Here is a 14,439-nt window from a genome sequence, read left to right as displayed (position 1 = left end):
ATCAGGCCGATACGTAAAGCTTGCGCAGGCTCGCGGCGATCGGCGTCCAGTCGCCGATCGCCGTCGCCACGGCATAGGCGCCAGCGGCCATCCCATCCCAGTCATGGGTCGAGATCGCGGCCGCCTCCGCGAAGGCGGTGGCGACCGCCCTGGCCGTCAGACTGCGGATCACGATCCCGGCATCGGCCACCTCGATGGATTGGGCGAGCCCGGTCTCGGTGGAGACGATCAGCGGCAGTCCCGTAAGTGCCGCCTCGAGCGCCGCGATGGGCACGCCGTCGAAGCGCGAGGGCTGCACGAAGAAATCCCAGTCCTGCATCTTGCGCTGCTTCTCCGCGCCGAAGCACGGGCCATGGATCTCGACGGCGTCGGCGATCCCCGAGGTGTTCACCATCGCGGCGATGATGTCGCGGGCCGGCCCGGTTCCGATCATCACGAGCCGCCCGGCACCGCCCTCGCGGCGATGGAGCGCGAAGCCCTCGATCAGCAGGTCGAGGCCCTTGTGGACGATCTCATAGCGCCCGCAGAAGCCGAAGGTCGGGAAAGCCGCGAAGGAGGCCGTACGGCGCGGCACCGCCGGCCTGCCGTCAAGCGTGCTCGAATAGGCCGCGTTCGGGATCACGCAGATCCGAGCTCGCGGCGCGAGGCGGCGGATGACGGCCGCCTCGGCGCTCGAGACCGCCTGGACGAAACGCGCCTGCTCGATGGCCCAGCGCTCGACGAGGCGCAGGTAGAGCGCGGATTTCCAGTTCGCGACGCCATCATTGCCGTCGATGACATGCGAATAGCGGCCATGGATGGTGATGCCGAAGGGAAGCCCGCGCCGATTGAGCGCGCGCACCAGCGAGAGCAGCAGCGGCTGCCGGGCCGTGTGGATATGGAAGATCGTATCGGGACCCGCGCCCGCGGTCAGCGCGCTGACGACCTGCGGAACCACACCGACGACATGGCCCATGATCCTGGGCCCGTCGAGCGGCAGGATCAGCGTCGGCAGATCGAAGGATTCCGTCTCGCCAGCCATCTTGTGCTGGCGCAGGAAGATGATCCTGGCATCGTCGCCGGCAGCGATCTGCTCGCGTGCGAGCCGGCGCGCGACATGGTGGATGCCGTTCGCAGCGGATGGATGGGGGCTGATATCGTCGATGACGACATGGCGGATATCCAGCCGCCGGCGAGTGACGGCGGGCACCCAGGCCTTGGGCGCGAAACGCGGTTCAGACAACAGGTCGGCGCCCATCGGCGATCATCCTCGACAGTATCCATTGCGAAGCAATCAGCCGCACCAGGCTTGAAGCCGCCACAGCCGCACAGGCACCGGCCACGCCGAGATTTAGCGCGAGCGGCAGGAACAGGCTCAGCGCCGCGACCGTGCCGAGAGCATTGATCAGCAGCGCCAGCCGCGCCGCATCGACGCCGTGCATGTAGGAGCAGACCATGTCGGCCGAGTAGCCGAGCAGCGCGCCCGCAGCCAGGATGCGGATCGGCAGCACAAGGCCCGCATAGGCCGAGTTCGGGCCGTAGAGCACATGCAGGATCGCCTCCGGCATGACCAGCAGGACGCCGTAGCAAAGCATGATCGGCAGCGCGCCGGCGAAGGCGTAAGGCCGTGCCGCCTGCCAGGCGCTATCGTAGCCGTCCTGGAACCTCCGGGCCGCCGTCTGCGGGATGACGTTGCACAGGCCGAGCAGGATCGGGTTGGTGAGGTTGATGACGTTGAACGCCGCCTGGAACGAAGCCGTCGCGGCCGGCCCGAAGAGCGCCGTGAGCCCCCACAGGAAGATCTGCACGCGCGAGGCGCCCGTCAGGTTGTTGGCGAGCGACCAGCGTCCCAATTGCCAGAAATCCGCCATGGTCTCGCGCAAGGAGCGCAGCTCGCGGAAATTGGCGCCGACCTGCCAGTAATTCACGACAAGCGCCGCAGCCGAGGCCAGCGCCAAGGCCTGGAAGACCTCGGGAAGCTCGACACTGCCGCGCTGCAGCAGGAGGAGCACCAGGGCGACCTGGCCAAGATAGCCGATCACGTCGCCGATCAGCGCGTCACGATGACGGAACTCGGCGAAAAGGCCGCGCCGCAAGGCCTCCTGTACCTGCCAGATGGCGAAGTAGACCAGCAGCGGCACGACGAGCTCGTCACGCCCCATCAGCACCAGTCCGATGCCGACAAGCAGCAGAAGCGGCACGCAAAGCAGTCCGAGCAGGACGAGGCTGCGGCCGATCAGCTTCTGCCGCTCGCCATCGGGCAGCACCGTGCAGCGGATCGACATCGGATAGAAGATCAGCGAGCCGTTGATCAGCTGCACCAGCACCAGCGTGCCGAGCACGAGCGCGAAGGCGCCGTATTCGTCCGGCGGCAGGTTGCGCGCCAGCACGATGTTGAGCAGGAAGGCGCCGAGGCTGACGACCCCCTGGTCGAGGATCGTCCAGGACGAGCGGAGCAGATGCGCGTTAATCCGCATTGACCAGCTTCGCCGAAGCGCCTTCGCTCGTGTTGGCAGCCGGGGGCGCGGATGCCTGGCCGCTTTGCCGGCGCAGGTCACCATAGGCCCAGGCCAGATAGGCGGCGGTCTCGCGCATGCCCTCGGTGAAGCCATAGCGCGGACGGTAGCCGAGCAGCCGCGTCGCCTTCTCGTTGCTGGCATGAGCCTGCGAGCGATAGAGCGCCAGGGCCTGCTGATCGGGCAGGTAGCGCATGCCGAAACGCCGGCCGCCGCCACCGAAATAGACGCGCGTGACGAAATCGTAGAGCGGCTTCGGCAGAGCATCGTAGCCGGCTTGCAGCGCCTGGCGCGCCGGCGGCCAGCGCACGATGATCTGGATCAGCCGCTTGGGATTGGCGAGCACCATCTTGAGATCGCGCACGAAGCCGTGATTTTCCTTGCCGATGGCCTCGGCCGGCCAATAGACCGGCTTGGCGGACTGCACGGCATCGGCAATGGTCTCGTAGAACGTGGCCCAGCTTACCGGCTCCGGTCCCGACAGGATGAAGCGCTCGCCCTTGGACTCGGGCCGTGAGGCCGCCAGCACGAACCCATCGACCAGATCGTCGATATAGACCGCGTTGCACAGCCCCTCGCCGAGATCGGGCAGGACCACCTCGCCGGTCAGCAGCATTTCCGCCGGTGCATTGGTCCAGGGCTTGCAGAACGGGCCATAGACGATCGCCGGCTGGACGATGCTGGCATTCAGCCCTTCCTGCTGCGCGGCCTTGACCACGCGCGCCTCGAGATCGAGCTTGTTGCGGCAATAGATCCAGGAGCGATCGCCGTCGCGGGTCTCTTCGGTCAGCGCCCCGTCCGGGAAGGGCTCATAGACCGAGAAGCTGCTGACATAGACGAAGCCCTTGACGTTCTGCTGCCGCGATGCGGCGATCAGGTTCTCCAGCCCATTGAGATTGAGCGCGCGCGAGCGCAGGTCATAGGCGCAGTGGAAGACGTAATCGGCGCCCTCGACAGCGCGCGAGACCGCTTCGGCATCGTCGAGCGCGCCGCGAACGATCTCCACCGGCAGCCGCGCGAGCCGCACCGCCTGGCCGAAATTGCGGATGAGGCAGCGCACCTTCACGCCCTGCTCGAGGAGACGCTCGGCCAGCCTTCCGCCGATGAAGCCGGTCGCGCCGGTGATCAGCGCCGTGCTGCCGGCCGGCAAGCGCGGCACGGACTCGTCCGCGGCGGCCGCGGGCTGCGCCGATTGCCAGGGCATTTCGAGTGGCTCGCGCGCCGCATAGCAGCGTTCGATCAGGTCGACGGAGCGCATGCCTTCCACGCCGCCGATGCCCTTGCTGGCATCGCCGGCGACGCTGGCGCGGAAATCGCGCAATTCGCCGTCGAACAGCTCCGGGAAGAGCTGCATCGGCATCTCGGCCGGGCTGTGGCCCTCATGCTGGAAGGCGAGCACGTTGGGCGAGCCATCCAGGACCAGGTTCTTGGCGAGATGGATCTCGACGAAGCCCTGCGTTCCTTCGATCAGGATGGTATCGCGCAGGTCGCGGGTGCGGCTGAGCTCGACCCGGCCGGTGGCGCCGGACGCCATCGTGCAATCCATCACGCAATCGGCCTCGACGCCATGGCCGGCATCGTCGCGATAGCTCAGCGAGGCGACGTCGCCGAGCCACCAGAGCAGGAGATCGAGCGTATGGGCGCCGGTGTCGATCAGGACGCCGCCGCCGGCCAGCTCGCGCCGCAGCAGGGCATCGGAGCTCGTCGCCCAATTGAAGACGAAGCCTTCGCGGATGTCGAAGCGCTTGATCTCGCCGAGCACGCCGGCTTCGAGCAGCGCCTTGAGCCAGCGGGTGACGTGGAGATAGCGCCTGAGCAAGCCGACGCGCAGCGAGAGGCCGCCATCATTGGCCGTCGCGATCATCGCCTCGCATTCCGCGGTCGTCACGGCCAGCGGCTTCTCCATGAAGAGATGCTTGCCGGCGGCCAGGAGATCGAGGCCGATCGGCCCATGCAGCACATGCGGCACGGCGACGATGGCGGCATCAAAGCTATCGGCGACCTCGCGCCAGTCCGCGGCCTTGACGATGGAGCGCCCCTTGCTGCCGAGCTTGCCGGCGGCGAGCGCGATGCGCTCGGGCGAGCGGTCGACGAGCACGTCGGGGCACCAGCCGATGCGCCGCAGTGACGGCAGGATATGATAATCCACCACCGCTCCGCAGCCGATAATGGCCAGTCGTCCTAGATCTTGCGTGCTCATGCAGGCGTCCCTCTTTCAATTCGGGTGGCGGCACCGACGCGCGGCTTGGCGGGTGCGGGTTTGATATGTGGCGAGCTGAGCAGGCGCTCGTATTCCGCGAAGGCGCGGCTCGCGGCGCTATCCCAGGTGAACTGCGTGGCGACGCGCGCCCTGGCGTGGCGGCCCATCTTGGCCAAGGTGGCGGGAGCGCGCGCGAAGCGGCTCACCGCCTCGGCGAGCTGCTCGACATTGCCCGCCTCGACCAGGCGGCCGCACCGGTCGTCGATCTGATAGGGAATGCCGCCGACATGGGAGGCGAGCACCGGCAGCCCGTAGGACATCGCCTCCAGGATCGCCAAGGGGAAGGTATCGGCGAGCGTCGGGAAGACGAAGAGGTCGGAGCGTCGGAACAGGGCCGCAACCTCGTCGTCCGACAGTCGGCCGGTGACGACGATCTGCTGGTCGGGCCGGCGCGGCGACGCCAGGCCATAATCCACCTCCGGCCGCTTCTCGCCGCCGACGATCAGCTGATAGGGGCAATCGAGCTGCGAGAAGGCCGAAAGCAGGATCGGCAAGCCCTTGTTCGGGGTGTGGTTCGCCAGGAACATGCAGGTGATCCGGCCCGGCTTGCGCTCGCCGAGGCCGAGCCGCGCATAGATCGCCTCGTCGCCAGCCGGATCGGCCGGCCGGGACGCAGGCACGCCGTTCGGCACGAGTGCGAAGGCATCGCCGGCGAAGCCCAGCTTGCGGGAAATCTCCTTGTCGGCCGGCGACAGGGCGAAAATCGCTGCGGCATGCCGCAGGGCCGAACGCACCGGCAGCGTCACCAGCGACTTCCAGACCAGCTGCTTCAGCAGGCCGAAGCCGTAGATGCGGTCGCCATTGGCGATCTCGTTGAAGCCGTGGGTCGAGACCACATAGGGAATGCCGGCCTGTCGGCAGGCCCTGGCGATCCGGGCCATTTCGAGCGCCGGCATCGGATTGTGCAGATGCACGAGATCGAAGCCGCCCGCACGGATCAGTTCGGGAATGTCCGACCGGTAGAACAGCGTCCGGTAGCGGTTGGGGATGCGCTGCCAGGGCAGGCCGAAGGGCAGCGTCACCTTCACGGCGGCGCGGCGCAGCTTGCTTTCCTCCGGCGCGGTCTGCGACCCCATCATGCTGGCGATGGTGACGTCGCAATGCTGGGCCAGCCCGAGGCTGAGCTGCTCGGCGGCGCGCCCGGCGCCGCTGACCGACAGATGTGGCGGCGCCACGATGGCTGCGAGGACTCTGATCATCGATATTTCGCCGTCAGCGTCTCGGAGAGGTCGGGGGCGCGCCAGAGATCGCTCAAGGCATCGTCGATGGTGAATGCCGGCTCCCAGCCGAAGCGCTGGCGGATCTGCGTCGTGTCGGCGGCCAGGAAGGGCCGGTCGACGGCGCGGACGCGGTCGCTATCCTCCTCGAGCCCGAACTCGATCCGGGCGATGCCGCTGAGCTTGCTCAGGATCTCGTCGACCGAATAGGGGCGCGAGGTGCCGAGATTGACCGTCACCGTGGCGCCCGGGACCAGCGTCTCGTCGGTCGCGATCGTCGCGAAGCCGCGCGCCGCATCCTCGACATGGATATAGTCGCGCTTGGGCCAGCGATTGCCGAGCTTGAGCGTGGTGCGCCCGGCCTTCAGCTGGGCGACGATCTCCGGCAGCAGATGCGGATTGGTCTCGCCCGGTCCAACGACGTTGAAAAGCCTGACCACCACAGCGGCGAGCGAGCGCTGCTTGGCGAGATAGCGGACATAATGCTCGCCATGCAGCTTGTTCAGTCCGTAGATGTCGCTCGGCTCGAGGGCCGCCGTGCCTTCGCAATGCGGCTGCGTATCGGGCTTATAGACCGCGCCGCTGCTGGCATAGACGAAGCGGCAGCCGGGGGGCGCGGCGAGGAGCAGGTTCATCACGCCGACGACATTGGTCATCAGGGATTTCGTCGGATCCTGCTCGCATTCCGGGATGTAGTGTATCGCGGCGAGGTGGATGATCACGTCGGGCTGGAAATCTGCGACAAGCGCGGAGATGGCCTGCTGATCGGTGATGTCGACCCGTTCCAGCCGAATGCGAGCGAGGTCGGCATCGCTGAAGCGGACCTGGCCGTAGCGGATATTATCCGCGACGCAGATCTCATGGTCTCCATAGAGCCGCCGTGTGAGCTGACGGCCGACATAGCCGTTGCCACCAGTGATCAGAATACGATCGTGGCCGTTCAATTTAGCCTCCCCGAAGCTCAATCACGTGCTGTGCAATAATCAATCGAAGGCCGCGTAATATTTGCGGAACTTCCGCGTCGAAGGTGAGCGGAAGAAACTGTAATAGGTCTGGTATTTGGCCATGTTCACGCCGGTGAGGACGATGCCGTGGACGCGCACGGAGGCCTCGCGCAGCCGCTTGAGCGCGGCGTTGACGGTGGCCTTCGGCGTCTCGTGCCAGCGCACCGCCTGGATCACGACATCGGCGACCTGGGCCAGAATCAGGGAATCCGCGACCAGCATGATCGGCGGCGCCTCGATGATGACCACGTCGAATTTCGAGCTGGCTTCCTTGACGAGATCGCCGATCCCGGCATTGGCGAAGACCGCGCCGCCCTCCGACAGGCCGGTCCGGCGCTGGATCACCGAGAGCGGCGCCATGTGCCCGGCGACGACCAATGGCAGGCTGTTGCGCAGATTGGCATTCCGGCGCTGGAGAACCGGCATCGGCTCGCCGCGCCGGCTCTCCAGGAACTGCCGGCGGCTCGCCGTGTCGGCGACCATGTCCTCGAGCGCCGGCCGCGTATCCCTGTCGGGCTCGCTGCACGGCGAGGCGTCGATGATCAGGACGCTGCGGCCCATTTCCATCAGGCTGAGCGCGAGCGAGTCGACCAGCAGCGACTTGCCCTCTCCCGGCAGGGCCGAGGTCACGAGCACGGTCTTCGCGCTGGTCTGAAAGGCCGTCAGGCCGAGTGAGGCTGCGATCCCGCGCATGGTCTCGCGTCGCGCCGCGATGTCGAGCCGCATCGCGGCTCCGGTGGTCGCCGCAACCAGGCCAAGGCAGGTGCAGTCGGTCTCGGGCAGGACCTCGTCCTCGCGATGGAAGCCGGTGTCGCGACGCTCGAGCAGGAAGGCGAGGCCGGCGCCGAGCGTCGCAGCGCCGAGGATGGCGAGGCCGAGGATGAGCGAAGCCTTCGGACCCGACGGGGTTTCGATCGGCTCGGCTGCGATCATGACCTGCGCGACCACCGGCTTCAGGTCGGATAGGGCCTGGGACTGCACGTAATTGTCGGTCAGGGTCTTCAGGCGGCTACGGGTTGCCTCCGCCCGCCCCTGCAGGGTCCGCAGCTCGGCTTCGCGGGACTTGTTGTCGATCAGCGCGAGCTTGGCCTTGCGCACGCTCTCCTCGAGCTCGCCCTCCAGCCGGCGTGCATTCCCGACATCCTCGGAAATCGTCGCGACGGATTTGCCGACTTCTTCGCGCAGGCGCGCCTCCGTCTCGGAGAGCAGGGCCCTGGCGCGTTCGACACTGGGATGACGCTCGCCGGAGGAGGCGGACAGTTCCGCCACCTGGCGCCGCGCCGTCTCGCGGCTCTCGATCAGGCGCTGGATCTGCGGGAGCGCCGCGATATCCGGTGGGATATTGCCTTCGGCGACCGCGCGGTTGGCGCGTTCGAGCCGCGCCTCCTCGTTGAGGCGTGCGAGCGACGCGCTATTGGACTGGCTGACCAGTTCGCGCATCTTCTGCTGCTGCAGGGCGCCGCCATCGGCCGTGGTGTCGACGATGTTGTAAGTCGCGCGGTAATCGCCAGCCGCGTTCTCGGCCGCTTCGAGAGCCGTCCGCGCTTCCTTCATCTGGGCCGCGTACCAGTCGCTCGCCCGGCGCGCCGCGGCAAAGCTCGTCTCGCTGCGGTTCCTCAGATAGGTGTCGACGAAGAGATTGGTGATCTCGGCCGCGCGCTTGGGATCGTTCGCCGTATAGCCGATCTCGATCAGGTAGGAGCGGCTGTCGTTGCGGACCGTGAGATCGCGCATCAGGTCCTGGATCCGGCGCTCGGTGACCGGCTCGCCGCCCGGGGCGGCCGCCAGCGCATCGGCCACCTGCCTGGCGATGGCGCGTGAGCGGACGAAGCGCGCCTCGGTCTCGACCAGGGCCGAGACATCGAAGGAGAGCCCCCCACCCTGCCGGCCATTGCCGGTCTGGTCTTCACGGCCGAAATCGACCTGGACGAGCGCGTTCGAGGTGTAGCGCTTCTCGCTCTTCAGCAGCACGACGACGGCCGCGAGGGCCGCGACTGCCATCAATGCGAGGATCATGCGCTTGCGCCGCCAGAGCGTCAGCATGGCGGTGTAGCCAATGCTCTCGAAATGCCGCCGGACGGCGCCTTCCAACCGGATCGGATTCTGAAAGGCCCAGTTCATCTGCTTCACGACCGCCCTGCGAAAGTTGTTCGGCAAAGTGAGTGCGATGATTGGACGGAGTTGCGCTGGCTCAGGGAAGCTGTGCGCTGGGATTAATCCTATTGCACCGCGCAGTACTATGTTGCGATGCAGAAAATCCGCCCAATACAGTCTTCCGGAACCCACCGCGCCAGGCGCGGCGGGGTCCGTCAAAGGGTCACCGGTCAGACACGGTGGTAGACGTCCTCGAGCCGCACGATATCGTCCTCGCCGAGATAGGTTCCGTGCTGGACCTCGATGAGCTCGACCAGCGTATCGCCGGGGTTTTCGAGCCGGTGAATGGCGCCCAGCGGGATATTCGCGTGCTGGTTCGGCGTCAGCAGCTTGACCTTCTTGCCGACGGTGACCTGGGCGGTGCCGCTGACGACGACCCAATGCTCGGCGCGATAGCGATGCTTCTGCAGCGACAACCGGCCCTTCGGGTTGACGACGATACGCTTGACCTGAAAGTCGTCACCCTGATCGATCACCTGATACCAGCCCCAGGGCCGGTAGACGCGCGCATGGGTATCCGCCTCCTGGCGGCCGTTGCGCCGCAGATCCTCGACGATCTGCTTGACCTCCTTGCTGCGCGCCCGGTCGGCGACGAGGATCGCGTCCTTGTTGACGATCACCACGAGGTCATCGACGCCCAACACCGAGGTCAGCGGCCCATCCGTCGAGACAAAGCAGCGATGCGCGTCCGAGAGCATGACCTGGCCCTGGCTGACATTGCCCTCCTTGTCCTGCTCGCTCGCCGACCAGAGCAGGTCCCAGTTGCCGACATCCGACCAGCCGCAGGAGAGCGAGACCACGGCCGCGCGCTCCGTGCGCTCCATGATCGCGTAGTCGATCGATTGCTGCTCGGCCTTCGCATAATGCTCGGCATCAAGAGCGAAGGCGCCCGAGGCATCCTTGGCCAGATCGGCGGAGAGCAGCACGGCCTGGATGCTGTGCGGCACGAACTTGGCGTATTCCTCGATCAGCGTGCGCGCCGTCGACATGAAGTTGCCGGAGTTCCAGAGGAAGCCGTCGAGCACATAGCGCATGGCACGCTCGACATCGGGCTTCTCGACGAATTTGCGCAGGCCGCGCGCCTTGCCCTCCAATCCGTCGCCGGCTTCGATATAGCCGTATTCGGTTGCCGGATGCGTCGGCGTGATGCCGAAGGTGACCAGGCGCCCCGCCAGGGCCGCCGGCAAGCCCGCGAGCACGGCGGCGCGGAAAGCCTCGGCGTCGCGCACGACGTGGTCGGAGGCGACGACGAGCAGGGGCGCATCGAGATCCGCGCGCCCCGCCACCGCCGCCGCGGCGACGATCGCCGGCGCGGTGTCACGACGCGTGGGCTCCAGCACCAGGTCGGCCTCGACCTCGATCTCGGCGAGCTGCTTCTCGACGATGAAGCGATAGGCATTGTTGGTGATGATGATCGGCCGGCCAAAATCGGGGCTGCGCACGCGCAGAACCGTCTGCTGGAAGATCGAACGCTCGCCGACGCGCAGCGCGAATTGCTTCGGGAACGACTCGCGCGACATCGGCCAAAGCCGGGTGCCGGCGCCTCCGCACATGATCAAAGGCCGGATCTGACTGGTCATACGCCTCTCCGTTCGTCGGTTTCGAGATTGGGGGTGCTTCAGCGGACGGCGATCGAGACCGGTTCCGCCGAGCGATCGGGCTCGCGCAGCCGCTCGACGCGCAGGATGTCGCCCGGCTCCAGCGGCGAGCCGTCATTGACGCTGAAGGTCTCGGTCTTCTGGTCGACGGTGCGGGTGACGAAGAGCGCGCGGCGCGGTTCGGCACCGACCTCCGCGACGAAGCCGACCTGGCGCAGCCGCAGCTCGCGCGTCGCCCGGGCCGTCGGCAGCGAAGCCTCGACCTCGGCGATGCGCTGCAAAGTATCCTGCAGTTCGGTCCGGACCTGGCGCTGGTAGGCGTCGCGGACCTGCTGGATCCGCAGGGCCAACTCGCCTCGGGTGATGTCGTTGCCGGACATGTCCCCCGAGAAGCGGGCGATGTTGCCGCGATTGCGCGCCTCCTCGCGCTGCAATTCGATGCCGGTATAGCGCCTGGCGAGGCCGGAGGTCAGCAGCGCGTTGTAATCGATCAGGTGCTTCTGGATCAGCTCGAGCTGGCGCTTCTCGGCCGCGAGTTGCTCTTCGAGAAACGACTTGACCGTTTGCAGCTTCGGATCCTGCTGCTCGAGCGTCTCGATCTGCTGCTGCAGGGAGGTGTTCTGGAAGGCGAGCATCTCCTGCTCGCCCTTGATGATCTGGGTGAGCTGCTCGTTCGGCGCGCCCGGTCCAATCAATTCGCCGAAATCAGGCGCGGTCCGGCCGTCGCGCTGTGCCTCGAGCCTGATCCGGCGCGCCTGCAGGGCGGCGCGCGTCGTCTCCAGGGTTCGAACGCGCTCGTCGGCCTGAAGGTAATCGGTACGCAGGACCGCCTGGGCCTGCTCCTCGGTCACCGTGAAGCCGCCCGCCAGCGCCACCGCTCCCATCACCGAGATGCCGTAGCGGTAGGGGTAGCTCCCGGAAGTCTTGACGTCGCCGACGACATAGATCGGCCGCGGCTCGATTAGCCTGACCGAGACGACCGGCTTCTGCACATAGCCGTCGGACAGGCGCTGCGCGATGCGCTGCTCGATCTCCTTGATGCTCAGGCCACGCACCGGGACCGCGCCGATCAACGGCACCGCGACGGTGTTGGCGCCATCGACCATGGACTCGCCCGTGAGCTCGGCCTGCCCGAAGACGGTGATGTTCAGCCGATCGCCGGGCGCGACGCGGTAGACCGGCGGGGCGTCCGGCGCGGCCAGAACCGGCCGAGGGAAGACGATCAAAAGCGCCGCGAGCAGGAGCAACCCCGCCAACCATGCCGCCCCATCGGTAAAGCTGCCATTCCGACGAAACTCGTCCGGAATGACGGAAATGCGCGCTGACATCACGACTCTTCCCTTGTCGACAGACCAGGCCGACCCGGCGAAACGGCCGGGAACGGACCAGAGAGAGCCTAAGAGCAGTGCGGCGATAAACCGTGCGCTATTAGGAGCGAGCCCCGGGAGCGATGGGGCTACTCCCAGGGTCCTCGACTGGTTTCCGGTCAGATTCGCCCTGAACCGCGTTGAATTCCGCGATATTTCCGGTTTCGCTCGGCGCTCGCGCTGCGCCGCAATAATCCCCGCCTCCCCGCCGGGCCATCGCCGACGATGCCGGCAGGCGACGAAACGGATTGGACCAGTCGCGGAGTACCCCCAAAAGAAGCGGCCAGTCGCGCCATTCCCCCAAAAGCGCCAATTGCATCGTTGCCACATCAAGTAAACGATGGAGCAACCCGAACGAAACGTTCCGTCATCTCGAGGGAAAGCTTCGTGGGAATAACTCACCGAGCGCAGAGCTCTGGCTTTCGCAGAGCATTACTCTCGGGATCGATTGTTACTGACGTTTACTTCCCGCCAGGAGGCAGCATCGCATGAAAAGAATTCTTGTGACCGGCGGCGCTGGCTTCATCGGTTCTCACCTGTGCCGCAAGCTTTTGCACGGCGGCGACGAGGTTCTGTGCCTCGACAATTATTTCACCGGCAACCGCGGCAATATTGCTCAACTTCTAACAAATCCGGGATTCGAGGTCGTCAGGCACGACATCACCTTCCCACTCTATGTGGAGGTCGACGAGATCTACAATCTCGCCTGCCCGGCCTCGCCGATCCATTACCAGCACGACCCGGTCCAGACGACCAAGACCAGCGTCATCGGCGCGATCAACATGCTCGGGCTGGCGAAGCGGCTGCGCGCACGGATCCTGCAGTCCTCGACCAGCGAGGTCTATGGCGATCCGGACATCCATCCGCAGCGCGAGGATTATCGCGGCCTCGTCAATATCAACGGACCGCGCGCCTGCTATGACGAGGGCAAGCGCTGCGCCGAGACCCTGTTCTACGACTATCAGCGCCAGCACGGGCTGCAGGTCCGCGTCGCGCGCATCTTCAACACCTATGGCCCGCATATGCATCCGCAGGACGGGCGGGTGGTGTCGAACTTCATTGTCCAGGCGCTGCGCAACGAGCCGATCACGATCTATGGCAATGGCAGCCAGACCCGGTCCTTCTGCTACGTCGACGATCTCGTCGAAGGCCTGGTGCGGCTGATGAATGTCGATGGCGAGGTCCGCGGTCCCGTCAATCTCGGCAATCCCAACGAGATCAGCATCCTGCAGCTCGCCGAGATGGTCATCGCGTTGACCGGCTCGCACTCGGAGATCGTGCAGCGCCCGCTGCCCCAGGACGATCCGCGCCAGCGCTGCCCCGATATCGAGCGGGCGAACGAACTGATCCACTGGCAGCCGCGCGTCGCGCTGAAGGATGGGCTCGAGCGGACCATCGCCTATTTCGACAACCTGCTCGCCAAACCGGAGGCGCCGGTGCGGCTGATCGAGCGGAGGGCCATCGCATGACGGCCAAGAGCGCCCGCCAGGAACCCGCGCGCGTCGATATCCTCGGCGTCAGGGTCAGCGCGATCAATCTGCCGCTGGCGCTCGAGACGATCCAGTCCTGGATCGCCGAACGCAAGCAGCGCTATGTCTGCATCACCGGCGCCCATGGCGTGATGGAAAGCCAGCACGACGAGACGCTGCGGACGATCCACAACCAGGCCGGGCTCGTCACGCCGGACGGGATGCCGCTCGTCTGGATGTCGCGCCTGCTCGGCCACTCGCGCACCAGGCGCGTCTACGGCCCCGACCTGATGCGGGCGCTGAGCGCGCTCTCGGCCAAGCAAGGCTATCGCCAGTTCTACTATGGCGGCGATGTCGGCGTTGCCGACACGCTCGCGGCGCGCCTCTGCGAGACCTATCCGGGGCTCGTCGTCGCCGGCACGCTGAGCCCGCCCTTCCGGCCGCTCTCCAGCGATGAAGATGCCGGCATCGTCGAGCAGATCAATGCGGCGAGGCCCGATATCGTCTGGGTCGGGCTGAGCACGCCCAAGCAGGAATACTGGATGGCGAGCCATGCCGGACGCGTCGAGGCGCCGGTCATGATCGGCGTCGGCGCCGCCTTCGATTTCCTCGCCGGCCGAAAGGCCCAGGCACCGCTCTGGATGCAGCGCAACGGGCTGGAATGGCTGTTCCGCCTTTGCCAGGAGCCGCGCCGCCTGTTCCGCCGCTACGTCTGGATCGTGCCCGCCTTCCTGGCCTCCGCCGGCGGAATGCTGATCCGCCGGGCCAGCTCGGCCTTTTGGCTGCGGACCGTTCAACGCCTTCGCCATCTCAAGACCGGGTGAAGCCCGGACAGATCCGCCATTCGGACCGCCACGGCGGCCATTCACATTCAA

Annotated in this window: 10 protein-coding genes; 2 read left to right on the top strand and 8 right to left on the bottom strand. The window is 66.5% G+C overall.

Annotation, left to right across the window (positions count from 1 at the left end; translation table 11 throughout):
* Nucleotide 1: 1 nt before the first annotated feature.
* The 8 genes from EV560_RS27470 to EV560_RS27435 form a co-directional block, all read right to left on the bottom strand.
* Complete coding sequence (locus EV560_RS27470; RefSeq protein WP_131859030.1) at nucleotides 2-1,237, bottom strand: glycosyltransferase; 1,236 nt, start codon at nucleotides 1,235-1,237, stop codon at nucleotides 2-4.
* On the bottom strand, nucleotides 1,215-2,456 hold the full coding sequence (locus EV560_RS27465) for an oligosaccharide flippase family protein (RefSeq protein ID WP_165923682.1): 1,242 nt from the start codon (nucleotides 2,454-2,456) through the stop codon (nucleotides 1,215-1,217). The genes EV560_RS27470 and EV560_RS27465 overlap by 23 nt, the downstream gene beginning before the upstream one ends.
* On the bottom strand, nucleotides 2,446-4,695 hold the full coding sequence (locus tag EV560_RS27460; protein ID WP_131859028.1) for an NAD-dependent epimerase/dehydratase family protein: 2,250 nt from the start codon (nucleotides 4,693-4,695) through the stop codon (nucleotides 2,446-2,448). Before EV560_RS27460 ends, EV560_RS27465 begins: the two co-directional genes overlap by 11 nt.
* The gene (locus EV560_RS27455) at nucleotides 4,692-5,954 is read right to left on the bottom strand and encodes a glycosyltransferase family 4 protein (protein ID WP_131859027.1); all 1,263 of its coding nucleotides are present in this window, start codon (nucleotides 5,952-5,954) and stop codon (nucleotides 4,692-4,694) included. Before EV560_RS27455 ends, EV560_RS27460 begins: the two co-directional genes overlap by 4 nt.
* The gene (locus EV560_RS27450; RefSeq protein ID WP_131859026.1) at nucleotides 5,951-6,916 is read right to left on the bottom strand and encodes an NAD-dependent epimerase/dehydratase family protein; all 966 of its coding nucleotides are present in this window, start codon (nucleotides 6,914-6,916) and stop codon (nucleotides 5,951-5,953) included. The genes EV560_RS27455 and EV560_RS27450 overlap by 4 nt, the downstream gene beginning before the upstream one ends.
* Nucleotides 6,917-6,955: 39 nt before the next feature.
* Nucleotides 6,956-9,097 (bottom strand): GumC family protein, encoded by a 2,142-nt coding sequence (locus EV560_RS27445; RefSeq protein ID WP_131859025.1) that lies wholly within the window; start codon nucleotides 9,095-9,097, stop codon nucleotides 6,956-6,958.
* Between the two features lie 203 nt (nucleotides 9,098-9,300).
* Nucleotides 9,301-10,710 (bottom strand): mannose-1-phosphate guanylyltransferase/mannose-6-phosphate isomerase, encoded by a 1,410-nt coding sequence (locus tag EV560_RS27440; RefSeq protein WP_131859024.1) that lies wholly within the window; start codon nucleotides 10,708-10,710, stop codon nucleotides 9,301-9,303.
* A gap of 38 nt (nucleotides 10,711-10,748) precedes the next feature.
* Entirely contained in the window at nucleotides 10,749-12,056 is a 1,308-nt protein-coding gene (locus tag EV560_RS27435) for a polysaccharide biosynthesis/export family protein (protein ID WP_165923681.1), read from the bottom strand.
* Between the two features lie 527 nt (nucleotides 12,057-12,583).
* Here EV560_RS27435 and EV560_RS27430 point away from each other — a divergent pair.
* The gene (locus tag EV560_RS27430; protein WP_131859022.1) at nucleotides 12,584-13,564 is read left to right on the top strand and encodes a UDP-glucuronic acid decarboxylase family protein; all 981 of its coding nucleotides are present in this window, start codon (nucleotides 12,584-12,586) and stop codon (nucleotides 13,562-13,564) included.
* Nucleotides 13,561-14,388, top strand: a complete 828-nt coding sequence (locus tag EV560_RS27425; RefSeq protein WP_131859021.1) for a WecB/TagA/CpsF family glycosyltransferase — start codon at nucleotides 13,561-13,563, stop codon at nucleotides 14,386-14,388. The genes EV560_RS27430 and EV560_RS27425 overlap by 4 nt, the downstream gene beginning before the upstream one ends.
* Nucleotides 14,389-14,439: the final 51 nt, after the last annotated feature.

Source organism: Allobosea sp. BK604 (assembly GCF_004341515.1).
Taxonomy (GTDB): Bacteria; Pseudomonadota; Alphaproteobacteria; order Rhizobiales; family Beijerinckiaceae; genus Allobosea.
The sequence above is the reverse complement of the archived record's forward strand: the minus strand, read 5'-3'. Positions and strand labels throughout refer to the sequence as shown.